The sequence below is a fragment of the Proteus vulgaris genome, from assembly GCF_033708015.1.
Classification (GTDB): Bacteria; Pseudomonadota; Gammaproteobacteria; order Enterobacterales; family Enterobacteriaceae; genus Proteus.
Map to the genome: position 1 here is coordinate 699312 of NZ_CP137920.1, position 23674 is coordinate 722985.

General features: G+C 38.9%; 17 protein-coding genes. 13 read left to right on the plus strand and 4 right to left on the minus strand.

The features are described 5' to 3' along the window. Positions 1 to 7 precede the first annotated feature (7 nt). The 6 genes from hypB to yedF all read left to right on the plus strand — a co-directional run bounded on the left by hypB (position 8) and on the right by yedF (position 5313). Positions 8 to 1243 carry a hydrogenase nickel incorporation protein HypB gene (gene hypB / locus SB028_RS03370; protein ID WP_069368624.1) on the plus strand — a complete coding sequence of 412 codons (1236 nt, stop codon included), beginning with the start codon at positions 8 to 10 and terminating at the stop codon, positions 1241 to 1243. Continuing rightward, positions 1234 to 1500, plus strand: coding sequence for a hydrogenase maturation factor HybG (hybG, locus tag SB028_RS03375; protein ID WP_069368623.1), 267 nt, complete (start codon positions 1234 to 1236; stop codon positions 1498 to 1500). Before hypB ends, hybG begins: the two co-directional genes overlap by 10 nt. Next, on the plus strand, positions 1487 to 2623 hold the full coding sequence (hypD, locus tag SB028_RS03380) for a hydrogenase formation protein HypD (protein ID WP_069368622.1): 1137 nt from the start codon (positions 1487 to 1489) through the stop codon (positions 2621 to 2623). Before hybG ends, hypD begins: the two co-directional genes overlap by 14 nt. Then, positions 2620 to 3639, plus strand: a complete 1020-nt coding sequence (gene hypE, locus SB028_RS03385) for a hydrogenase expression/formation protein HypE (RefSeq protein ID WP_069368621.1) — start codon at positions 2620 to 2622, stop codon at positions 3637 to 3639. The genes hypD and hypE overlap by 4 nt, the downstream gene beginning before the upstream one ends. A gap of 208 nt (positions 3640 to 3847) precedes the next feature. Then, positions 3848 to 5074: a selenium metabolism membrane protein YedE/FdhT gene (gene yedE, locus SB028_RS03390; RefSeq protein WP_069368620.1), complete on the plus strand. Its 1227-nt coding sequence runs from the start codon at positions 3848 to 3850 to the stop codon at positions 5072 to 5074. Continuing rightward, the gene (yedF, locus tag SB028_RS03395) at positions 5071 to 5313 is read left to right on the plus strand and encodes a sulfurtransferase-like selenium metabolism protein YedF (RefSeq protein ID WP_069368619.1); all 243 of its coding nucleotides are present in this window, start codon (positions 5071 to 5073) and stop codon (positions 5311 to 5313) included. Before yedE ends, yedF begins: the two co-directional genes overlap by 4 nt. A 72-nt stretch (positions 5314 to 5385) precedes the next feature. Here the strand turns inward: yedF and rdgC are convergent, their stop codons facing one another. Continuing rightward, entirely contained in the window at positions 5386 to 6294 is a 909-nt protein-coding gene (rdgC, locus tag SB028_RS03400; protein WP_069368618.1) for a recombination-associated protein RdgC, read from the minus strand. Positions 6295 to 7626: 1332 nt separating this feature from the next. On the opposite strand from rdgC, the gene SB028_RS03405 reads away from it, so the two are divergent. The 4 genes from SB028_RS03405 (at position 7627) to SB028_RS03420 (ending at position 13368) form a co-directional block, all read left to right on the plus strand. Continuing rightward, entirely contained in the window at positions 7627 to 8820 is a 1194-nt protein-coding gene (locus SB028_RS03405; RefSeq protein ID WP_248620011.1) for a porin, read from the plus strand. Between the two features lie 86 nt (positions 8821 to 8906). Next, positions 8907 to 10862, plus strand: a complete 1956-nt coding sequence (locus tag SB028_RS03410; protein WP_069368616.1) for a bifunctional 2',3'-cyclic-nucleotide 2'-phosphodiesterase/3'-nucleotidase — start codon at positions 8907 to 8909, stop codon at positions 10860 to 10862. A gap of 87 nt (positions 10863 to 10949) precedes the next feature. After that, positions 10950 to 11726 (plus strand): ribonuclease T2 family protein, encoded by a 777-nt coding sequence (locus tag SB028_RS03415; RefSeq protein WP_069368615.1) that lies wholly within the window; start codon positions 10950 to 10952, stop codon positions 11724 to 11726. Positions 11727 to 11745: 19 nt separating this feature from the next. Continuing rightward, the gene (locus SB028_RS03420; RefSeq protein WP_069368614.1) at positions 11746 to 13368 is read left to right on the plus strand and encodes a bifunctional metallophosphatase/5'-nucleotidase; all 1623 of its coding nucleotides are present in this window, start codon (positions 11746 to 11748) and stop codon (positions 13366 to 13368) included. Positions 13369 to 13923: 555 nt separating this feature from the next. On the opposite strand, the gene SB028_RS03425 is transcribed toward SB028_RS03420, so the two are convergent. The 3 genes from SB028_RS03425 to sbcD form a co-directional block, all read right to left on the minus strand. Continuing rightward, positions 13924 to 14523, minus strand: coding sequence for a nitroreductase family protein (locus SB028_RS03425; protein WP_069368613.1), 600 nt, complete (start codon positions 14521 to 14523; stop codon positions 13924 to 13926). A gap of 158 nt (positions 14524 to 14681) precedes the next feature. After that, positions 14682 to 18383 carry an SbcC/MukB-like Walker B domain-containing protein gene (locus SB028_RS03430; protein WP_318859827.1) on the minus strand — a complete coding sequence of 1234 codons (3702 nt, stop codon included), beginning with the start codon at positions 18381 to 18383 and terminating at the stop codon, positions 14682 to 14684. Then, positions 18383 to 19612 (minus strand): exonuclease subunit SbcD, encoded by a 1230-nt coding sequence (gene sbcD / locus SB028_RS03435; RefSeq protein ID WP_069368611.1) that lies wholly within the window; start codon positions 19610 to 19612, stop codon positions 18383 to 18385. Before sbcD ends, SB028_RS03430 begins: the two co-directional genes overlap by 1 nt. Before the next feature lie 221 nt (positions 19613 to 19833). Between sbcD and phoB the strand changes: the two genes are divergently transcribed. From phoB to brnQ, 3 genes are all read left to right on the plus strand, one after another. Next, on the plus strand, positions 19834 to 20523 hold the full coding sequence (gene phoB / locus SB028_RS03440; protein WP_069368610.1) for a phosphate regulon transcriptional regulator PhoB: 690 nt from the start codon (positions 19834 to 19836) through the stop codon (positions 20521 to 20523). Positions 20524 to 20546: 23 nt separating this feature from the next. Further along, the gene (phoR, locus tag SB028_RS03445; protein WP_069368609.1) at positions 20547 to 21845 is read left to right on the plus strand and encodes a phosphate regulon sensor histidine kinase PhoR; all 1299 of its coding nucleotides are present in this window, start codon (positions 20547 to 20549) and stop codon (positions 21843 to 21845) included. 472 nt (positions 21846 to 22317) lie between these two features. Then, the gene (gene brnQ / locus SB028_RS03450; RefSeq protein ID WP_069368736.1) at positions 22318 to 23661 is read left to right on the plus strand and encodes a branched-chain amino acid transport system II carrier protein; all 1344 of its coding nucleotides are present in this window, start codon (positions 22318 to 22320) and stop codon (positions 23659 to 23661) included. The last annotated feature ends 13 nt before the right edge of the window (positions 23662 to 23674 follow it).

Here is a 23674-nt window from a genome sequence, read left to right on the forward strand (position 1 = left end):
TCAGAATATGTGTAGCACTTGCGGTTGTGGCGAAGGCAATGTCAGAATTGAAGGCGTAGAGCCTCATTCACATGAGCACCACCATCATCACTCTCATGACCATGATCATCACGACCACGGTCATCATCATGATCACGGCCATCATGGGCATGATCATCATCATGAACACAATGCTACTCCAGCGAATACTGTTCATAAATACATTGATAAGTCTGAACAAAAGCATAAGCATAACTACGAAACACATGGTCAGCCTATCATCGTTCATCACCACTATTATCATAACAGTGGTGATGTCCATCTTCATTTTCATAACGATACACAGCTAAACGAAACCCCAGTATTCCATGAACATCATCATGGACATGGCGATCATCATTCACATGATCACGACCATGCTCATAGTCACGACCATGCTCATAGTCACGACCATGCTCATAGTCACGATCATAGCCATGAGCATTCACATTCTCATAACCACGATCACAATCACGATCATGAGCACGAAGAGCAATTTAGCCCAGTGATTGAAAATCAGAATATGCACTATGGCCAAGGTGAGGCTGGAACACATGCTCCAGGTATTAGCCAAAAGCGTATGCTGAAAATTGAAATGGATGTGTTGGATAAAAATAACCGCATTGCTATCCATAACCGTGAACATTTTGAACAACAAAATGTATTGGCATTGAATTTAGTTTCAAGTCCTGGTTCTGGTAAAACGACGCTATTAACACAGACATTAAAACAGTTAGCGCAACGAGTGCCTTGCGCGGTGATCGAAGGCGATCAGCAAACCACTAATGATGCGGATCGTATCCGCGAAACAGGTGTGCCGGCGATCCAAGTGAATACAGGTAAAGGCTGTCACCTTGATGCACAAATGGTGCATGATGCGACACACCAATTAGGCTTACAAGATAACAGCGTTCTCTTTATTGAAAACGTAGGAAACTTAGTCTGCCCTGCAAGTTTTGATCTGGGTGAAAAGCATAAAGTGGCTATTCTTTCTGTCACGGAAGGTGAAGATAAACCCCTGAAATACCCGCATATGTTTGCTGCGGCTGATTTAATGATTATCAACAAAATGGATTTAGTCCCACATCTGAATATTGATGTTCAAGCCTGCATTGAATCTGCTCGCCGTGTTAATCCCAATATCGAAATCATTGCGTTATCTGCAACAACAGGTGAAGGCATGGAAGAGTGGTTAACTTGGCTGGAGAGTCGTTTATGTGCTTAGGTGTTCCAGCTAAGATTGTTGAGGTGGGCGAAGACGTCCACCAACTTGCTTATGCCGAAGTCAGTGGTGTAAAACGTGCTGTTAATATTTCGATGGTATGTGAAGGCGAACCGCGTGAATTATTAGGTAAATGGGTACTTATTCATGTGGGATTTGCGATGAGTATTCTTGATGAGCAAGAAGCACAAGATACCCTTGATGCATTACAGCATGTTTATGGTGTGACCCTAGAAGAGGCTGATGATGCAGTACGTTGATGAATTTCGTGATCCCGAACTTGCGAAAGCCTTACTCGCCCAAATCCGTGAAACTATTTCACAATGGCCTCATCCTATTGAGCGTCCATTACAAATTATGGAAGTCTGTGGTGGGCATACACATGCCATTTTTAAATTTGGGCTAGACCGCTTATTACCCGACGAAATTGAATTTGTTCATGGACCGGGTTGTCCTGTTTGTGTATTACCGATGGGGCGAATTGATGCCTGTTTAGAAATTGCAGCTCGCCCTGACGTGATTTTCTGTACTTTTGGTGATGCCATGAGAGTACCGGGTCGTCATGGCTCAATGCTTGATGCACGTCGTCGTGGCAATGATATTCGTATTGTCTATTCACCACTTGATTCACTCAAAATTGCACAAGATAATCCAGATAAGCAAGTTGTCTTTTTTGGTTTAGGTTTTGAAACGACAATGCCAAGTACGGCAATGACGCTACAACAAGCCAAATTGCGCGGGCTTAAAAACTTCTCTCTGTTTTGCCAGCATATTACTATTGTGCCAACTTTACGCTGCTTACTAGAGCAAGATGATGTGCGTATTGACGGGTTTATTGCACCAGGGCATGTGAGTATGGTGATTGGTTGTAAGCCATATCAACCACTATGTGATGAATTTGAAAAGCCTTTTGTGGTGACAGGGTTTGAACCATTAGACCTATTACAAGCTATACTGATGGTCATTAAACAGCTTAAAGCAAAAGCAGAAAATGCAGATTATATTTTAAGTATTGAAAATCAATATAGTCGCATTGTCCCGAATGAAGGTAATAAGTTGGCTCAAAAAGCACTGAGTGAAGTGTTTATGTTAAAAGAAACCAGTGAATGGCGTGGACTGGGTGAAATCCCAATGTCAGGTATTCAATTAACACCCGCTTATTCTGAATTTGATGCTGAATTACGTTTTACTCCCGCACCGCAGAAAGTTGCCGATAATCCACAATCTCGCTGTGGGGATGTATTAACTGGACGATGCAAACCTTCTGATTGCCCACTCTTTGGTAAAAGCTGTACACCAGAAACGGCATTGGGTGCCTTGATGGTATCATCAGAAGGTGCATGTGCGGCTTATTATCAGTATCGCCGTGAAGGTAATATATGAAACAACCTGATGAAATCACCTTAGCCCAAGGAAATGGTGGGCAAGGAATGCAACAACTTATCGAAGGCCTATTTTTAAAAGCGTTCGATAATCCATTATTAAATGAAAAAGAAGATCAAGCGCGGATCACATTAAATGAGTTAACAACGCTTGGTGATCGTCTTGCATTTAGTACAGACAGCTATGTCATCGATCCCATTATTTTCCCTGGTGGAAATATTGGTAAATTATCAGTTTGCGGTACGGCTAACGATCTTTCTGTTGGTGGTGCGGTGCCTCGTTATCTTTCATGTGGTTTTATTCTTGAAGAAGGGCTTGCGTTTGAAACCCTCGAAACCCTTGTCATGGCGATGGCGAAAGCAGCAGCACAAGCAGGAATACAAATTGTGACAGGGGATACGAAAGTGGTTCCTCGTGGTGCTGCGGATAAGATCTTTATCAATACTGCGGGTATTGGGGTTATTCCAACAGCAATTAATTGGGCTGCCAGTAATATTAAAGCGGGTGATAAGATCTTAGTGAGCGGTACTATTGGCGATCACGGTGCAACAATCTTGAATCTTCGTGAAAATTTAGGGTTAGAAGCCGATCTACAAAGTGACTGTGCTGTTCTTGAGCCAATGATTGCGCCTTTACGCCAAATTAAGGGTATTCGTGCATTACGTGATGCAACACGAGGCGGAGTGACAGCCATTTTACATGAATTTGCTCAAGCCAGTGGTTGTGGCATGAATGTACATGAAAGTAAATTGCCAATGAAACAATCTGTTCGTGGCGTTTGTGAATTATTAGGGCTTGAGGCACTGAATTTTGCTAACGAAGGCAAAATTGTTTTAGTGGTATCACCAGAAGCTGAAGCTCAAGTACTTGAAGCGTTACATCAACATACTTTAGGTAAAGATGCTTGTACTATTGGTGAAGTTACTGAAGATAATTATATTCGATTAACAGGAATTTTCGGAACTAGCCGTATTCTTGACTTACCTTATAACGAACCACTACCTCGTATTTGCTAATGATTTCTTTCCCACTTATAGATTGCATGATCAGACGATTTATAAGTGGGGGAAGTTTCCTCGTTGTTACAAAAAATTTGTTATAACGCAAATTTCCTTCATTTATCTGGATACTGACTCTTTGATAAAAAAATTATCGGAGTAACATGTTCGCCCAATCCTACTGCGTGGAGAGTGTCTCTCGTAGAGGTAAGCTCTAGGAAAAAACATGTCTTGGTCAGAATTTAAATCCCAGTACTTGATCCGCTTTTGGAAGCCTCTTCCAGCCGTTATTGCGGCAGGTATCTTATCAACTTATTATTTTGGTTTAACCGGCACTTTTTGGGCTGTCACGGGTGAGTTTACTCGCTGGGGTGGCCACGTGATGCAATGGTTTGGCGCTCACCCTGAAGAATGGGGTTACTTTAAAATCATCGGTCTTGAAGGTACGCCATTAACGCGTATTGATGGTGTGATGATTATCGGAATGTTTGGCGGTTGTATTATGGCTGCTCTTTGGGCCAACAACGTCAAACTTCGTCACCCTCAACATAAAATTCGCATTCTTCAAGCCGTTCTAGGTGGCATCATCGCTGGTTTTGGTGCTCGTCTAGCAATGGGGTGTAACCTTGCTGCTTTCTTTACCGGTATTCCTCAATTCTCTTTGCATGCTTGGTTCTTTGCCGTTGCAACGGCGATAGGATCCTATTTTGGTGCTAAATTGTCGTTAATGCCTCTATTCCGCATTCCCGTCAAATTGCAAAAAGTCAGCCAAGCCTCACCAATTACTCAAGATAAACAACGTGCAAAGCGTCGTTTTAGATTGGGCATGGTTATCTTTTTTGCCATGATTGCGTGGTCTTTAATTATTCTTTTTGATTCACCAAAGCTGGGTTTTGCCATGCTAGGCGGTATTGGTTTTGGTATTTTAATTGAACGTGCGCAAATCTGTTTTACTTCTGCTTTTCGTGATTTATGGATCACAGGCAGAACCCATATGGCAAAAGCGATTATCATCGGTATGGCGGTGAGTGCCATTGGGATCTTCAGTTATGTCCAATTAGGTGCTGCACCCAAAATTATGTGGGCGGGTCCGAATGCTGTTATTGGGGGTTTACTTTTCGGTTTCGGTATTGTTCTTGCTGGTGGGTGTGAAACGGGCTGGATGTATCGTGCCGTTGAAGGGCAAATTCACTTTTGGTGGGTTGGATTGGGTAATGTAATCGGTTCAACATTACTGGCTTATTATTGGGATGACTTTGCCTCTGTGATTGCAACAGATTATGACAAGATTAATTTACTGGATACCTTTGGCCCCGTGGGGGGATTGGGTGTGACGTATCTGATGCTTGGCTTGTCATTTGCATTATTACTTTGGTGGGAAAAACACTTTTTCCGTAAAAAAGCACAACAACAAAACGCTATTTCAACACAAGTTAATAAGGAAATCGCATGAGTCAGAAAGACACCATTGTTCCTGATTATCGTCTAGATATGGTCGGTGAGCCTTGTCCTTACCCTGCAGTAGCAACGCTTGAAGCGATGCCATCACTGAAAAAAGGCGAGATATTAGAAGTAGTGAGTGATTGCCCTCAATCAATCAACAATATCCCACTTGATGCAAAAAACTACGGTTATACCGTGTTGGATATTCAACAAGATGGTCCAACTATCCGTTATTTAATTCAAAAATAAATTTTATTTTTATTAGATAAAAAAACAGCCTATACATCGTGAATGATAGGCTGTTTTCTTAAGAAGATATTATTATTCGGCTTCGCCACCTAACACTTCAATGACTCGTTCAATTAAAGCGCTTAATTCACCCGTCATTAAAACGAAATCGGCATCAAAACGTTGGGCAAAATCGGCTTTATCAATATCATCATTTTGCTCACGTAAGGTTTCACTAAATTTAATGCGTTTGATAGAACCATCATCACAAAGCATAAACTGAAGGCGATCTTCCCAATCCACAGAAAGTTTGGTGACAAACTTACCTGCTTCAATATGTGTCGCAATTTCGTCAGAAACTAATTCTTGCTTCTTACAACGAATAACGCCACCTTCATCGAGTACCGCTTTTAGCTCTGCCTCATCCATCAACGTGAAACCTGCTGGAAGTTCTCCAGAGCGCACCCATTCTGTCATTTTTAATTCAACAGATTCATTAAAATTCAGTGGAACGACGGGTAATGAACCTAAGGTTTTACGTAACAATGCTAAATTGTCTTCGGCACGTTTGGCACTGCCTGAATCAACAATAACGAGTTGTTTTTCTAAATCTAACCAAATAAATGTTTGTGAAAATTTACTAAATGCACGAGGAAGCAGAGTATGAACAACTTCATCTTTTAAGGTCGCTTTTTCTGTTTTTTTCAGTTTACGACCTTGCTCACCTTCAAGTTTTTCAACTTTATCTTGTAAGGCATGTTTGATCACGGTAGCAGGTAGAATTTTGTCTTCTTTCCGTGCACAGATTATCACTTGTTTGCCTGCAACATGAATAAGTGCTTCACCACGATCCCCCATGGGTGAAACCCAACCTGTTTTGGTCATATCTTGGCTACTGCAAGGTGTGAATGCCAATGAAGCAAGCTGTTGTTCTAACTCATCCATTGACAGTGCTATCTCTTTATTTAAGCGATAGACCAAAATATTTTTAAACCACAGCATCTGACATTCCCCTTAATCATTATTTACCGCATTATGATACTGAATGTTGAGGGTATCTAAAAGGTAATATCCCCATAAAAGAAAATCTGTACAGTGTGATTTAATAAAAAGCCTAAAAAAGCTGAAACGAATAATTAGCAAATCTACTCGGTGATAATGAGTGTTATTCTTATTTAGGTTGAATTGATTAAGAATGTTAATTATGAAATAACATGATTTTTAGCATAAACCATTATGTGATAATAATCACAAAATTTTATTTTTATACTCTTTTTTATTTACAAACTGAAATCACTTTCAGATTTATCCTCGCATTAATTTACAAAACAAAAACGTTCTTGACGCTCTCATGTGATAGTTATCACAAAATAAGGAAAATGTAAGAAGGTATTTTTCATAATTAATGGAGTGATTGAGATCACAAATATTGATCTTTTTTTTTCAAATATCGCTAAAAGAGCACGATTAGGCTTTTTATATTAACTATGGTAATAGTTTAGATTTAATAATGTTTCATTGAGTTTTATTGTCATTTGTTCCTATTGATTAGATATTGTGATTGGTTGGTATTCTTATGCTTCTCTTTTTAATATTTACAGATAAATATTCTCTTTATGATGGCGTGCTACTCGTTATCACTAGTTAAATTGTATTTAAACTCAATTTTATTTTTATTTAAATAAGAAATAAATATAAAGATAAAAAATTATTAATTAGGAGTAATAAGATTTAAATCTTTAGTGTTATTTATTTAGTGGTTAAAATTAATACTTCCTTTTAAATATATTAAATAGGGAGATAAATTTTTTATCAGCAAAAAAAAGAGTTTTATAACGGAATGAAATATAAAAGAAAAATCAAAAAGTGCTATTTTTAAAAAGTTGATTAAGTTCAAAAAACACGTATCTTTACCTTTAATTGTGATGCCTATCACTTGGGTATGTAACCATGAAAATGCACATTGGTGTAATTGTGGGCTACATCACGAAAGTAGGGCTTTTTTTTGAGTAACATGCCATCGAAAACTCAATAACCTATTTCTTTTCCTGACAGAAATAAAAGCAATGCCCTTATTTAAATATAATGAGGACATTATTTTTGTGTCTTATTGGTGAAAATCTCTGTGTCAAGGAAACGAAAGCCTATAAGAGAAAATAAGTAGAGTAATAATAGTCGTTATAAAAATGATCAGTTGTAAAAGCGATTTTCTTGTTTGAGATCCGTGGCGGCGGCTCTTTGAACTGAATTTAGGGTTAATGATAGACGGCGGTATTATTTTTAACCTTAAAAAGGAAATCATAAAACTATAGAAAATAGATGGGTATTTTAATCATGAAAAGCTTGAAGCCTCTAGCAGCACTGGTGGGTTTGTTGGTTCTTTCTGGATCGGCAAACGCAGTAAACGTGTATAACGATAAGGGTACACGTTTTGATGTAAATGGTCAGTTCCGTTTAAAAACGCAAGTGACCAGCCAAAATCATGAAATGAAAATGAATGATGATGGTAGCCGTATCGGTTTCTTCGGTTCACACGAACTGACTAACGATATCAAAGTATTTGGTAAATTAGAGTGGGGTTCAGACACGCAAAAAACGAACAGTGACAACCCTAAATCAAACTTTGAAATGTACAACCGTGTAGGCTATGTTGGCTTCTCTCATCGTGATTATGGTCAAATCCAGTTTGGTCGTACTTATATTCCAATTGACTGGGTAAAAAAATCAAGCTACGGCTATGGTAACACGGGTGTATTCTACTTTAGCGATGTATTAGGTCGTTCTGTGGGCTATTCTGGTGGTGAAACGAGCGTTAATGGTAAATATGTAAACTATAATGGTGTTGGTAAAAACAACTTTATGACGCGTTTACCACAAACTATCTTTATTGAAACTAACCGTTACGAAGGCTTTAAATTAGCGGGTACCGTAACAGGCAAAACAGGTGAAGATGGTCGCCGAGTTGCAGGTGATATCACTCGCGCTTATTCATTAGTCGGTTTTTATAAATCAACTTTCGGTTTAGAGTTTGACGCAGGTTACTCAGCAGCCAAAGGTGAAGCAAACAATTCAGGGCCAAATAAAGATAAAGCGCCTGAAAATAGTATTTTAGCATTTGGTGCGGAATACTTCTTCCCAGGTCGTGAGTTCTCTATCGGTTTAGACTATGGTCAATCTCGTGGTAAAAACCCAGGATTAGCATTGTATTCAAACCAAGCGCCACGTGGCTGGAACTCTGTTAAAGGCGACTGGAAAGCAGACTTATATGGTGTTGGTGTGAAATGGCACTGGGATCGTATTGAAAGTGGTATGTATGCGGGTTACTACCTGCGTGATGGCGATGCCAACACATTCAACTACAAAAAAGAAACCTATACTGTGGGTGTAGATAAACGTTTTGCGGTATCTAAATACAACAACTTACGTTTATTCGCTGAAATGGCATACGATGATGCACGTAGCGAAAACCCGAAATATGAAGATAAAAAACAATATATCTTCGAAACTGGTATGCGTCTGTACTTCTAGTCCGAGTAAAGGCACTACCGTTTGACAGAAGTAACCAAAGGAGAGCCATTTTGCTCTCCTGTTAACCAATATATAAGGGGTGTGTAATGGTTAAGAATGTGTTGAAAATTTCAACATTAGCAATGTTTGTCGCATTCAACGTGAATGCTGCGACAGTCGATCTTCGTATTATGGAGACGTCTGATGTTCACAGTAACTTAATCGACTTTGACTACTTCAAAGACAAACCAACAGAACAGTTTGGTTATGTTCGTACTGCTAACTTAATTAAAGCAGCGAAAGCAGAAGCAACCAATGCGATTTTAGTTGATAACGGCGACTTGATCCAAGGCAGCCCGCTGGCTGACTATCAAGCAGCTAAAGGCTTAGAAAAAGGCGAATCTCATCCAGCTCATCAGCTGATGAACACCATGGGCTACACAGTCGGTAACTTTGGTAACCATGAATTTAACTATGGTTTAGATTACCTGAAAAAAGCCATTGCTGGTGCTAAATTCCCTTACATCAACGCCAACGTGATGGATGCGAAAACAGGCAAAAACTATTTCACACCTTATATCATCGTTGATACACCAGTAAAAGATCGTGATGGTAAAGAACACACTATCAAGATTGGTTATATCGGCTTCGTTCCACCACAGATCTTAATCTGGGATAAAGCCAATCTGGATGGTAAGGTCGTTGTAAACGATATTACAGAAACAGCAAAAAAATTCGTTCCTCAAATGAAAAAAGAGGGTGCTGACCTGATTGTGGCTATTCCTCACTCTGGTTTCGCGTCTGAGCCGTATAAAGCAATGGCTGAAAACTCTGTTTATTATTTAAGCGAAGTTGAAGGCATCAATGCAATCATGTTTGGTCATGCTCATGGCGTATTCCCAAGCAAAGAATTTGAAGGCATTAAAGGTGTTGATGTTGCTAAAGGGACTGTAAACGGCGTTCCTGCAGTTATGCCTGGTCAATGGGGTGATCACTTAGGTGTCGTTGATATGGTTATCAATAACGACAGCGGTAAATGGGTGATGACGGAAGCGACAGGTGAAGCGCGTCCTATCTTTGATAAAGCAAACAAAAAAGCATTAGTTGAACGTGATGCTGAATTAGCGCAAATCATCGAAAAAGCACACCAAGGTACTCGTGATTTCGTGGGTAAACATATTGGTAAAGCATCCGCTAATATGTATAGCTATCTTGCCTTAGTACAAAGTGATCCAACTGTACAAATCGTTAATGATGCGCAAGTTGATTACACCAAACACTTTATTCAAGGTGATCCAAACTTAGACGGTTTACCTGTATTAGGTGCAGCTGCGCCATTTAAAGCAGGTGGCCGTAAAAACGCACCAGCCGACTTCGTCGAAGTTGAAAAAGGTGACTTAACATTCCGTAATGCAGCTGACTTATATCTGTATCCAAACACATTAGTGGTTGTTAAAGCGACCGGTGCGGATGTTGTTGAGTGGTTAGAATGTTCAGCAGGTATGTGGAACCAAGTTGACCCTAACTCAACTAAACCACAAGAACTGATCAACTGGGATGGTTTCCGTACTTATAACTTCGATACTATCAGCGGTGTGAACTATAAAGTTGACCTAACTCAACCTGCTAAATATGACGTTGATTGCCAAGTGATTAATAAAGATGCGAATCGTATTAAAGAAGTTACTTACGAAGGCAAACCCATCGATCCTAAAGCAACATTCCTGATCGCAACAAATAACTACCGTGGATACGGCGGTAAGTTTGCAGGTACTGGTGAAGCCAATATTGCGTTTGCATCTCCAGATGAAAACCGTGCAATCTTAGCTTCTTACATTGCTAAACAAACAAAAGAAAAAGGCGAAGTTGCAACTAAAGCCGCTAACAACTGGTCATTCTTACCTATTAAGACTGACAAAGCGTTAGATGTCCGTTTTGAAACTTCTCCAAGTGAAAAAGCGGCTGCATTTATTAAAGATTTTGCTCAATATCCAATGACCTTTGTGGAAAATGATGAGATCGGTTTTGCAATTTACAAAATTGATTTAACTGAGAAGAAATAAGTGATTAAACCTGCCCATTCAGGGCAGGTTTTTCTTACCTTTTTTTGAACCAAGAGAGTAAAATTTATTGCTCTTTAAGGGGATTTTATGCGCTTTATGAAGCTATTACCTGCTGCTTTTGCTTTAGTGCTAGCAGGATGTGCAACACAAGCACCTGAAATTACAGAACCATTAAAACCTCAAGCTAAATTAGTTGAAGGTGTATCTTGTATTTTACCCGATGCACCAACAGCACCTTACGACTATATCGCTTCTAATGATCGCTATGGTCAAAACAGCACAGCATCAACAGATTACTTTAAGTTAGCGATTAACTACTCACCCGCTTTTTGTGATTATAAAAGTAATAACATTAAGCGTTTAAATAACGACAATGAAAAAGATCGTGCAAAACGTGAGTACGATAAATTTGAAATCCAGTGTTTCTCCGATAACAAATTTGGCTGGATTGTTCATGGGCTGTGGGCTGAAACCTGTGATGGTAAATCATGGGAAGAGTGTCGTGATTGGAAAGACATACGCAAGCATCCTCGTTTATGTAAAGGTGATTTACCTCCTTTAGAATACTCTGCTATCAAACCTTATCTGTGTGATTCTCCTGGTATCGATCTACTACAAGGCGAATGGGAAAAACATGGCGTATGTGCATTTGATACACCAGATGCATTTTTTGGTAAACAGAAAGAGTTGTATGAAGCGTTAGTATTACCAGAAGGCCGTCCTTCAAACAGTGCATTGATTAAGTTCTTAAAAGAACACAATCCATCACTGAAGGATAAAGAAATTCAAATTAATCGAGATGAATTCTATATCTGTTATAGCAAAGATTTCGAAGTTATTGATTGTCCGAAACGTGAATTTTGATCTTAGGGATAAATTTTAAATGAACCATAAATATAAACTCGTTGCACTGGCAGTAAGCTCCGTCTTATTAGCGGGTTGTGCAAAGAACTACGACGAAGCTAATGTTGTTGATGTGCGTGTTATCGCAATGAACGACTTCCATGGTGCACTGAAAGCGCCAGGTCCTAACAAACCTGGTGGCATTGAGCACATGGCAACATTAATCAAAGAAATGAAGAAAGATAACCCGAACAACATCGTTGTTGCTGCGGGTGATATGGTGGGTGCAAGCCCTCTGTTATCTTCAATGTTCCATGATGAGCCTTCTATCGAAGCATTATCATTGGCTGGCTTAGAAGCAACGTCTGTGGGTAACCACGAATTTGATAAAGGTATGGGCGAGTTACTGCGTAAGCAAAACGGTGGCTGCCATCCAGTAACAGGTTGCCAAGGTCCAACTGAATTTAAAGGTGCTGATTTCCAATACTTATCAGCAAACGTAACTGTTAATGAAACAGGTAAAACGTTATTCCCTGAATATGTTATCAAAGAATTTAACGGTATCCCTGTTGCCTTTATCGGTGTCACTCTAGAAGGTACTGCCGCAATCGTCACCCCTAAAGGGACTGAAGGGCTAAGTTTCCATAACGAAGCAAAAACGATCAATGCATTAGTGCCTCAGTTAAAAGCTCAGGGTGTTCAAGCGATTGGTGTCTTAATCCACGAAGGTGCAGCACAGCGTCGTGATGGTGGTCCAGTAAATATCAACGCATGTAATGGTATTACAGGTAAAGTACTGGGTGTGGTTGATCAATTAGATCCCGCGATTGACTTCGTTGTGACAGGTCACACTCACCAAGCTTACAACTGTAAGATTAACGGACGTTCTGTGACATCAGCACAATCAAACGGTGCAATGTTAACGCGTATCGACCTGAAATTAGACAAAACCACAAAAGACGTTGTTGATGTAGAAGCACGTAATATTTGGGTTGATAACCGCAAATATGAAAAAGATCCTGCAGTCACTAAACTGTTAGAAGCTTACGAAAAAATCGCTACCCCATTAGCTAACCGTATTATCGGTAAGTTAGAAGGTAATTTAACTAAGCAAACGAATGACGCGGGTGAATCTGCACTGGGTCAAGTGATTGCTGATGCGCATTTATACACTGCAAAACCAAAAGATATGGGTGGTGCACAAATCGCATTTATGAACAGCGGTGGTATTCGTGCTGATATGACTGGCGGTGATGTTTCTTATAACGCAATCTACACTGTACAGCCATTCTCTAACGTACTATTAACGCAAACATTAACGGGTGAGCAAATCAAACGCCTGTTAGAACAACAATGGGATCGTTCACGTCCACAAGTGTTAGCGGTTTCAGGCAACTTCCAGTACACATGGGATAGCAAAGCCTCTAATGGTAACCGTGTTATTGTTGAATCAATGAAAATTGACGGTAAACCAGTAGATATGAAAGCAACTTACCGTGTTGTGGCTAACGAATACTTAGCAACAGGTGGTAGCAACTTCTCTGTGCTGAAAGAAGGTAAAGATCCTGTTTACAGCGTGCCAGATGTTGATGCTGTTGTGAAATACTTTGCTGAGCAGTCTCCAATTGCTCAACCAAAAGCAAACAACATCACACGTAAATAACCTATTTTCATACGCCTTGTGAAAATCGCACCGCTTATTTCAGTAAGCGGTGCGTAACTAAATAAAGAGAGCAAAGTGTTGAACACAAAGGGTCCATCCCTACCTTTGTATTCATTACGCACTTTGCTCTTTTTTTATGTTTTTTTATTCGCAAATGTAGGGGAATAGACATAAGAGTCAAAGCCTTTATAAGGCATCATTTGTGGTGTATTGCTTCTTTAAGCGACAAAAGATTGCGTTTTGTCGTGATGATAAAGATCTAAACTTATCACGTTTTAATTTTATAAGGTGATAACTGCCGTGAGGCTGGAAGTGTAAGTCATGGCTATTCATGGCTATCTCATGAAAATTTCTATGATGCTCAGAAACAACAGTGAAGACCGATCTGAAACGCATTAAAGCATAAAAGCGTGGTGGCATTAGGCAACCACGCTTGTTTTGTAGGCATGTAATAAAAAAAAAGCCCACAGAGGCTTGTGGGCAATGGAATGAAAGTAAAGAAAAAGAGGGTATTACTTATTGCTAGGGTCTTTTGTCAGATGTCTGTTCTAACACTTATTTGAAGATTTTAAAGCGTGCATCATCTTCCATATAATTCTTCTCACCAGCCTCTTGTTCAATTGAACCAAAGACCATTTGCGCTCTTAATTTCCATGTTTTTGGCAGATCCCAAGTTGCATGAACTTCGTCATCAATAATTGGGTTGTAGTGTTGTAATGAAGCACCTACGTTTTCTGCTGCTAAGGCTGTCCAAACAGAAAGTTGTGCCATACCACTTGCTTGCTCTGACCATACAGGGAAGTTCTCAGCGTACAGTGGGAATTGCTCTTGAAGACCTTTTACGATATCGGTGTCTTCGAAATACAGAATTGAACCAGCACCTGCGGCGAAACTATCAATTTTAGCTTCAGTGGCGCTAAACGCTTCTGCAGGGACTAATTTTTTCAGTGTGTTTTTAACGATATCCCACAGTTTTTGATGTTGTTCACCAAACAGAACAACAACACGAGATGTTTGTGAGTTAAATGCTGTTGGGCTTTCTTTAACCGCTTCTTTGATAACCGCAGTGACTCTGTCTTCGCTAATAGGAAGTTGATTACCTAAATGATAAATTGTTCTACGTTTTTTCATTAAATCAGTAAATGCGTTAGACATGATTGTCTCCTTGATAAATTTGAGCGCTTAAAGCGTGTCTTAGCTTGAGCTAATCTATGGACATACTATAGGGCTTAGTCGTGATTTATTGATATATAAAAAATTTAATCAGTTACGTCAAAATATTCGACCTAGTTTTTAACTGTTTGATTTATAATTTATTTATCTGAACATCTAAACTCGGGAGCGAGTTGGCTAATACCTAATCCTCCCGCCTTCTTCACTTTAATTTGTACAGGAATGCGCTCTTTCATAGCTTCTACGTGACTAATTACGCCAATAATTTTGCCGGATGCATTTAGGCTATCGAGAGCATCTAATGCAATATCTAGAGTATCAGGATCTAATGTGCCGAAGCCTTCATCTAGAAATAGTGATTCGATTTGAGTTTTGTTACTGACTAAATCCGACAGCGCTAAGGCGAGAGATAAGCTAACTAAGAAACTTTCGCCACCTGATAGCGTGCGAGTATCTCGCAACGCATCGGCTTGCCACGTGTCGGCAATTTGTAGTTCAAGGCTTGCGGGTGTTTTGCGTTGCAAGAAATAACGTCCATGAAGTTTTTCTAAACGAAGGTTAGCTAAATAAATGAGATGATCAAGTGTTAATCCTTGAGCAAAACGGCTGAATTTATCGCCTGATGCTGATCCGACTAATTCGTTTAAGTAGCTCCAATCATCGAATTGAGATTGTTGTTTGGTAATATGGATCAATAGATCCTGTTGCTCTTTACGTTTTTCCTCATCAATACGCAGTTGCTCTTGAATACGAAACTTCGTTTCTTGTACTTGAGTCATTTGTGTTTCTAACTGCAATAACTGGGCGGTAATTTGTTCAAAATTTTGTTGTGTTACCAATATCGGTTGTTGTGACAAGTGCTGTTGATAGTTATTTACTTGAGTGTCTAAACGTGTTTTCTCTTGCAATAGCTTATCAAGCCGTTGTTTTTGCTGCTCTTGTAAACGATTTCTTTCCTCAACGGATAACAGCGACGCCAGAAATGCCTTTTCATCAGCAAAAGGGCTATTTTTTAATTTATTTTGATATTGTTCAAGAATGGTTTGTGAGTGGACATTAAGCCGTTGTTGTGATTTTTCGTTTTCCTGATATTGACCAATTAGCTGATTTAAACGTATTTCGAGTCGATTTTTTTCTTCGCTATATTGCTCGATTTGTTTTTGTAACCATTGGCTCTGTTTATCCAACTCATTACGTGCATCTTCAGTAGTTTGTGTCCCGAATAAAGCTTGGCGTTGTGCGTTTAGCTGTTCTTGTTGCTGATTTAATTGTTTTAAATGAACTAAAACAGCATCAAGTTCTTTTTGAGATTCAGATAAATAGCGTTTTCTCTCTTCCAGCGTTAATAACAATTCACGAATTGTTTGTTGTAATTCAGAATGTGTTTTTAAGGTTAATTGATATTGTTGGTTCTCTTTTTTACGCGCAATAAGCCATTGAATTTTGTCTTCAAATTCCTGTAATTCATAACCTTGCTGTTTGACAAGAGATTGAAGCTCCTGCGCTAACTGGGTTTGTTGTTGAAGATATTGCGCTGTTTGCTGTTGTTTATTGGAAACCTCTCTCTGTTGTTGAGCAAATTCATTTTGTTGATGAAACATCGCTTGTTGTTGTTGATTAAATTGCTCTTTGCTATCAGATAACCGTTTGTATTCTTGTTGAATTTGGGCTTCTAATTGTTGATAACTAATCTGTTTTTGTGCCAGTAAATTATCTTCTTTTTCAAGTTCTGAATCTAATTGAGTTAGATCTGTTTCTTCTCTATCAACATCGGGTAATGCGTAAGTTTGAGCTAAAACTCGCCATTGCTGTTTTAATGACGCAATATCTTGTGTGAGCTGCTCAAGTTCAAGACTTAGTTTTTCATTTTGAGCTTGATAGTTAGCGCACTGTGTTTTTTGTTCCACTAACTCTATTGTTAATACATGAACTTGTTGCGTTAAAATATCTAATCGTGTTTTGGTTTCGTCGGGCTTAATTTCTTTGTATTTTTCAACATAAGGATGTTCAGTTGAACCACATACAGGGCATGGGGTGTCTTTAACTAAACGCAGTCTTTCTTCTTCGTATTCTGCTAATTTGCGTATTAAAAGATAATTATCATTTAAGTCTTTGAGATGCTGTTCTTTCTCTTTTAAAACGATGCCATTTTTACTGATGTTTTCAGTTAGCATGACTATTTTTTGCTGATTGTCTGACTGTGTTTTTTGGTATTGATGTTTCGTTTTTATAGCATGCTGTAATTGAGCCTGTAATCCCATGAGTTTTGCGAGAGCATTTCTTTGCTGAGAAATTTGTTGCAAACGATGAGGGATATCTGCAATGGCATCTGTTTTCTTTTGTTGCTCAATTTGCGTTTGTAATTGACTTAATTGTTCCTGTTGCAACTTAAGCGTGTGCTGTTGTTTTTCTAGTGTATGTGTTGTTTTCTCAAGAGAACGTTTAAGAAACTGTTCTTTTTCTTGTTCTACTTTTTCGCTTTTCTGGCTAATTAAATATTTTTCTGTAATTTCATCATATTGCTCAAAATAACGTTGCCATAAAGGTAAATTTTCAGCAAGTTGAGCATGGGCTGTATGCTGAGTTAAATAGTCATTTAATTCATTGAATTGCGTTTGTGAGCTCGCTAATTGGGTTTCTGTTAACTGTATTTTTTCTAGATATTCTGACTTTGTTTTCTCTAGCGTATTTTTTTGCTGTGTTTTTACTGAAATATCCTGTTGTAGCAAGATTAACTGATTATCTAATGGTGTTACTTTTTCACGAATAAGCTGTAATATTTGTTGTTTTTTCTCATTGTGTTGTTTAAATGTATTACGAGCCTCGACGAGATGCTGATTAATCGGTTGGCTCTGTTGTTCAATCCGTTGTTTTTCTTCTTTTAGTGTTGAGCATTGTGACTCAATATAGGCTTGTTCTTTTAATAGACGGTTTTTTTCATCATAAATTGGACGGATTTTTTCTGCGGGTTCGCTATTTTCAAGACGTTGAATCTCAGGTTTAGCTGCAACTAATGCTGCTTGTGCTAAGTTAACCTCAGTTTGTGCTAATGCTTTGTTTTTACTAAGTTCAGTTTCTTTTTCTTGCCACTGTTGTGCTGCTTGATATTCCTGTTGTTGTTTTTGTAATTGGCGCTCTTTGGCAAAAAGCTCAGTTTGTTCAGTTAATAAAGCTTGGCGAGCATTTTCATCTAATAACGCCATCATTTCGGCTTGCTGTTTTAACGTTTTTAATGCTTGTTCTTCTTCACGCCAATGTTTAAAGATAGATTGGGAAATATGGCGATAAATATCTGTGCCAGTCAGTTCTTCGAGTAATTCAGCGCGAGATTTATCATCCGCATTTAAAAAAGCCGCAAATTGCCCTTGAGAAAGTAACATTGATTTAGTGAAACGATCAAAATCAAGACCCGTGATATTAATGATCATCTCTTTCACTTGGCTTATCTTGCTCGCCAATATTTTGTCTTCGCCACCTATGGTATTGAGTTTAACCAGTTCTGCTTGTGGTGCTTGAAGATTACCATCCTCTTTATAATTAGCACGACGTTGTTCCCAAAATGCACGATAAGCCACACCTTTGACTTCAAATTCAACTTCAGCCAAACATTCTGCTGTATGGCGTGTCATTAACTCATTTTGTGATTGTGTGACTTTATCGAGTCGTGGCGTTCGATGATAAAGCGCTAAACTTATCGCATCTAACAGGGTGGTTTTTCCCGCCCCCGTAGGGCCTGTAATCGCAAATAATCCGTTGCTAATAAAAGGTTCTTGGTTGAAGTTAATTTTCCATTCACCTTTTAAGGAATTAATATTTTTAAATCGCAGACTTAAGATTTTCATTATGCTTCGTTATCCTCTTGTTCTGCCATTTCAACGGCTTGCTTAAACAATGTTGTTAAGCGTGTTTTTATCTCTTCTGAATCAAACTCATGCTGTTCTAAGCGCCTTTCAAAAACATCATAAACGGTTAACTCAGTCAGTGTTTCGTTTTCATTTTGAGTGAATGCTTGGCGTTGTTTTCTGGCTCTTCTTAATAAGATCACATCAAAAAGCGGATCGTGAGTGAGCTCTTGAATACGAGTTTGTATGTCACTGAGATAATCTTGGGTTGAGACTTCGATATCTAACCAAATTGTGGTCTCTATTTCACCGTATTGTTTTTTTAAGTCCTCAAGTTGTATTGCTATCTCTTTTAATGAACCACGAATAGTGCGTAGTAACTGAAGCTCAGGAATAGGTAAAAGTGTGAGGTTAGTGAGTTTGTCTTGCTCAAAATCGATAAGACAGACGCTTTTCTGTTGTCCGCTCTCATCAAAACTTAAAGGAATAGGGGAGCCACTATAACGAATATGACCTGATTTATTCACCACTTGAGGGCGATGAATATGACCAAGAGCAATATAGTCAAATTCAGGAAATAGGGTTGCAGAAAAAGCCTCTAAAGTCCCAATATAAATTTCACGTACTGAATCGGTGACGCTTGCACCGATAGTCGTGAGATGACCTGTTGCAATAATGGGGATATTTGCATTCAATTTTTTACGTAAATCAAGAGCAACTTGATATTGAGCTTGGTAATAATCAGCAATGGCTTCTTTTAGAGCGTTTTGTTTTTCAGCCCCAGATTGTCCACTTTTGCTGCTGATCATATCTCTGGGGCGTAGATAAGGGATAGTACAAAGCAGTGCTCCCGGAGTGTTATCTTTTTGAGGAAGAATGAGCGGGGCTTGTGGTGTTTCAGTATCAACATTAGCAATAACGGTTGTATTTAAACACGCCAATAGTGATTTTGATTCATTGAGTGTTGCCACCGAGTCGTGATTACCACCAAGAATAACGAGCTGACATTGTGTGTCTCGAATAGCAACCACAAAACGGTTATAAAGTTCTCTGGCATAACTTGGAGGGGAGCCAGTATCAAAAATATCGCCTGCAACAATCAGTGCATCGACTTGATAATGTTTAATTTGTGCTAACAACCAATCAAGAAACTGTTGATGTTCTTTAGCGCGAGTCTTAGTAAAAAAATATTGCCCTAAATGCCAATCTGATGTGTGAATAATCCGCATTACTATCCCTCTTTTTTATCTGTTGGAGAGTATAACGCACCTTACTTTTTTAGTGAAAACTCAACAATAAGCCTTCTTTTTGAGTGACATTTCACCAAAAAACGACTTATTTGCCTTAACAACAGGGATCTATTTCAGTAATGTTAAGGTTAGTCATAAATCTGTCATAAAACTGCATCATAATCATTTTGACCCTCTATATACATTACACAGGATAGAGTATGGCAAGGCGTATTCTTGTTGTTGAAGATGAAACCGCAATTCGAGAGATGATCTGTTTTGTTTTGGAACAAAATGGTTTTCAACCTATTGAAGCAGAAGACTATGATTCTGCATTGAGCTTTCTTATTGATCCTTACCCTGATCTGGTTTTATTAGATTGGATGATCCCTGGGGGATCTGGTTTGCAGGTAATAAAGCAGATGAAACGGGAAAGTAACACCCGTGATATCCCAATTATTATGCTAACTGCGAAAGGGGAAGAAGAAGATAAAGTTCAAGGGTTAGAAACGGGTGCTGATGATTATGTTATCAAACCCTTTTCACCTAAAGAGCTTGTTGCTCGTGTGAAGGCAATTTTACGGCGTTTATCACCAATGTCAGCGGAAGATATCATAGAGTTCAATGGATTAGGACTTGATCCTGTTTCTCATCGGGTGACGAGTCAAGATAAACCGATTGAGATGGGCCCTACCGAATTTAAACTCCTGCACTTTTTTATGACACATCCTGAACGCGTATACAGCAGAGAACAGCTGTTAAACTATGTTTGGGGAACGAATGTTTATGTCGAAGACCGTACTGTTGATGTGCATATTCGTCGTTTACGTAAGGCCATTGAAGAAGATGGTCATGACAGAATGATACAGACAGTACGCGGAACGGGATATCGTTTCTCTGCCCGTTTCTAAGTCAATATGGGAGTAATCGTCAGGTGTTAGAACGACTATCGTGGAAAGCCCTCGTTTGGGGGCTATGTCTATTTTGTTTGCCTGCCTTTATATTATCGCTTTTTATCGGGCATCTTCCTTGGTTGCTGGTGGCATCGCTTCTCAGTGCCCTTGTGTGGCATGCTTATAATTTGCTGAAATTATCTAAATGGTTATGGTTAGATCGCTCGATATTGCCCCCTGAAGGTAGGGGAGGATGGGAGCCTATTTTTTATGGTATTCGACAAACTCAGCAACGTAATCGTAAGCGACGTAGAGAATTAGGTGATTTAATTAAACGTTTTAGAAGTGGGGCTGAAAGTCTACCCGATGCTGTTGTGATGATGACAAATGAAGGGAATATTTTTTGGTGTAATAGCCTTGCTCAACATCTATTAGGTTTTCGTTGGCCTGAAGATAACGGGCAAACTATTTTTAACTTATTACGTTATCCTGATTTTTTACACTATTTTACTGCGGGTGATTTTAGTCGCCCCTTAACCATTTCACTCAATAATGGCTCTATTGTTGAGTTCCGTGTGATGCCATATAGCGAAGACCAGCGTTTGATGGTAGCTCGTGATGTGACAGAAAAAAATAAACTAGAAAACTCGCGACGTGATTTTTTTGCTAATGTGAGTCATGAGTTAAGAACACCGTTAACCGTTATTCAAGGTTATCTTGAAATGATGGAAGAAAAGAGTGTAGAAAAACCCGCTGAGCATAAAGCGATAGTCACGATGCAAGAGCAAGCTAAACGTATGGATACGCTTGTGCAGCAGCTCTTACAGCTTTCTCGTATTGAATCTGCCCCCCATATTGATTTAAACAAGATTGTTGATATTCCTGCTATTTTGGCTTTATTACAACAAGAAGCTAACTCACTCAGTCAAGGTCAACATCAGATTATTTTTGATGTTGATGAACAGTGGGCTGTTCGTGGTAATGAAGAGCAACTGCGTAGTGCGGTTTCTAATTTAGTGTATAACGCTATTAATCACACTGACGAAGGTTCAACCATAAATGTCAGTTGGAAGAAAATTCCTCAAGGTATGTTATTTAGTGTTTCAGATAATGGGGCGGGGATCAGCGCTGAACACTTAACGCGTTTAACCGAACGTTTTTATCGCGTTGATAAAGCTCGCTCTCGTCATTCTGGTGGAACTGGGTTAGGTTTGGCTATTGTGAAAAAATCATTGCTTCATCATCACTCTCAATTGAATATTGAAAGTAAAGTCGGTGTTGGGAGTACGTTCTCTTTTATCCTTCCTCAAACCCTGCTTACCGCTAAAAAAACACACTAGCAGTATGCTTTTTAAAGGCCTTTATCACTTGAATTCAATTTGTGATAAAGGCTTTTTTGTTCCTATATTTTTAATATCAATAAAAACTAATATCGTAGCGTTAAATTTTAATATTATTAATTAATAGTAACTTTAAATGATGCCAATAGTTAATTTTATTGGTGATAAAATGTACAAATCATATCATGTATATTCGATGATATATGATAGTTATAACTAGTGCTGAAAAATAGTTTAGATGATTATTCTGGTTTTTGGATTGGCTATTGCCTTTTTTCATTATAAAAGTTTTACTTGTGACCAGTTATCGGCAATTTTTTCTATTTAGTACCTAATTGCTCTATATGAAATGATTATATGTGGATATTATCCTGAATAATGATGATATGAGCCTAAATAGATATTGTTGATTTTATGTTGCGTTATATTGGCGCAATTTACCCCTTATTGTAACTATATATTAACAAAACTTATGGCACATAGATTAACTTCCAGAGATATTCTGGCATTAGGGTTTATGACATTCGCCCTATTTGTTGGCGCTGGCAATATTATTTTTCCTCCAATGGTCGGTTTACAATCTGGCGAATTTGTTTGGACTGCAGCAATTGGTTTTTTGATCACCGGTGTAGGTTTGCCTGTTTTAACGGTTGTCGCATTGGCAAAAGTCGGTGGGGGTATTGAGGCATTAAGTACACCTATTGGCAAATCAATGGGATTATTATTGGCTATTGTTGCCTATCTTGCTGTTGGACCTCTTTTCGCAACACCTCGCACTGCAACGGTTTCTTTCAAAGTGGGTATTGCTCCTCTAGTGGGTGATACAGAAATGTCATTGTTGATTTACAGCATTGTCTATTTCTTAATTGTTATTGGTATTTCACTTTATCCAGGTAAATTGTTAGACAGTGTGGGTCATATTCTTGCCCCGATTAAAATTCTGGCATTAGCGGTATTAGGTGTGGCTGCGATATTTTGGCCTGCGGGTGGTGCTATTCCTGCGACTGATGCTTATCGCGATATGGCGTTGACTCAGGGTTTTATTAACGGTTACCTCACCATGGATACATTGGGCGCAATGGTTTTTGGTATTGTTATTGTTAATGCGGCTCGCTCTCGAGGTATTGATAATTCATCACTGTTAACACGTTATACTATGTGGGCGGGGATCATTGCTGGTGTATTGTTAACTGCGATCTATTTGAGTTTATTTAAATTAGGCTCTAGCAGTGGCAGTATTATTCCGGGGGCTCAAGATGGCGCTGATATCCTACATGCCTATGTTCAGTATACTTTCGGCAATTTTGGTAGTTTCTTCTTGGCTGTACTGATTTTCTTAGCTTGTATGGTGACTGCTGTGGGTTTAACGTGCGCGTGTGCCGAGTTTTTTAGCCGTTATTTGCCTATCTCTTATCGTGCCTTAGTGTTGATCCTGGCGATATTCTCAGCCGTTGTTTCAAACTTAGGTTTGAGTAAGCTGATTGCGTTTTCTATCCCTGTACTGATAATGATTTATCCTCCTTGTATTGTGATTATTCTAATGAGTTTCACATTACGTCTGTGGAATAACCCAAGTCGTATTATCGCGCCAGCAATGGCTGTTAGCTTATTTTTTGGTATTTTTGATGCAATAAAAGCGTCTGATTATTTGAAGCATTTATTACCTGATTGGGCGACAAAATTACCTTTAAGTGAGCAAGGGTTAGCGTGGTTAATTCCTGTTCTCATTACGATTGTAGTTTGTGGTATTTATGACAAAGTTGCTGGTTCACACCATAAAAAAGTGATCCATACTGAAGCCATCAATAAGCAATAAAATGCAGTGAAAA

Coding starts and splice junctions, on each gene's coding strand:
- hypB (WP_069368624.1), top strand. CDS start 8: ATGTGTAGCACTTGCGGTTGTGGCGAAGGCAATGTCAGAATTGAAGGC.
- hybG (WP_069368623.1), top strand. CDS start 1,234: ATGTGCTTAGGTGTTCCAGCTAAGATTGTTGAGGTGGGCGAAGACGTC.
- hypD (WP_069368622.1), top strand. CDS start 1,487: ATGCAGTACGTTGATGAATTTCGTGATCCCGAACTTGCGAAAGCCTTA.
- hypE (WP_069368621.1), top strand. CDS start 2,620: ATGAAACAACCTGATGAAATCACCTTAGCCCAAGGAAATGGTGGGCAA.
- yedE (WP_069368620.1), top strand. CDS start 3,848: ATGTCTTGGTCAGAATTTAAATCCCAGTACTTGATCCGCTTTTGGAAG.
- yedF (WP_069368619.1), top strand. CDS start 5,071: ATGAGTCAGAAAGACACCATTGTTCCTGATTATCGTCTAGATATGGTC.
- rdgC (WP_069368618.1), bottom strand. CDS start 6,294: ATGCTGTGGTTTAAAAATATTTTGGTCTATCGCTTAAATAAAGAGATA.
- SB028_RS03405 (WP_248620011.1), top strand. CDS start 7,627: ATGAAAAGCTTGAAGCCTCTAGCAGCACTGGTGGGTTTGTTGGTTCTT.
- SB028_RS03410 (WP_069368616.1), top strand. CDS start 8,907: ATGGTTAAGAATGTGTTGAAAATTTCAACATTAGCAATGTTTGTCGCA.
- SB028_RS03415 (WP_069368615.1), top strand. CDS start 10,950: ATGCGCTTTATGAAGCTATTACCTGCTGCTTTTGCTTTAGTGCTAGCA.
- SB028_RS03420 (WP_069368614.1), top strand. CDS start 11,746: ATGAACCATAAATATAAACTCGTTGCACTGGCAGTAAGCTCCGTCTTA.
- SB028_RS03425 (WP_069368613.1), bottom strand. CDS start 14,523: ATGTCTAACGCATTTACTGATTTAATGAAAAAACGTAGAACAATTTAT.
- SB028_RS03430 (WP_318859827.1), bottom strand. CDS start 18,383: ATGAAAATCTTAAGTCTGCGATTTAAAAATATTAATTCCTTAAAAGGT.
- sbcD (WP_069368611.1), bottom strand. CDS start 19,612: ATGCGGATTATTCACACATCAGATTGGCATTTAGGGCAATATTTTTTT.
- phoB (WP_069368610.1), top strand. CDS start 19,834: ATGGCAAGGCGTATTCTTGTTGTTGAAGATGAAACCGCAATTCGAGAG.
- brnQ (WP_069368736.1), top strand. CDS start 22,318: ATGGCACATAGATTAACTTCCAGAGATATTCTGGCATTAGGGTTTATG.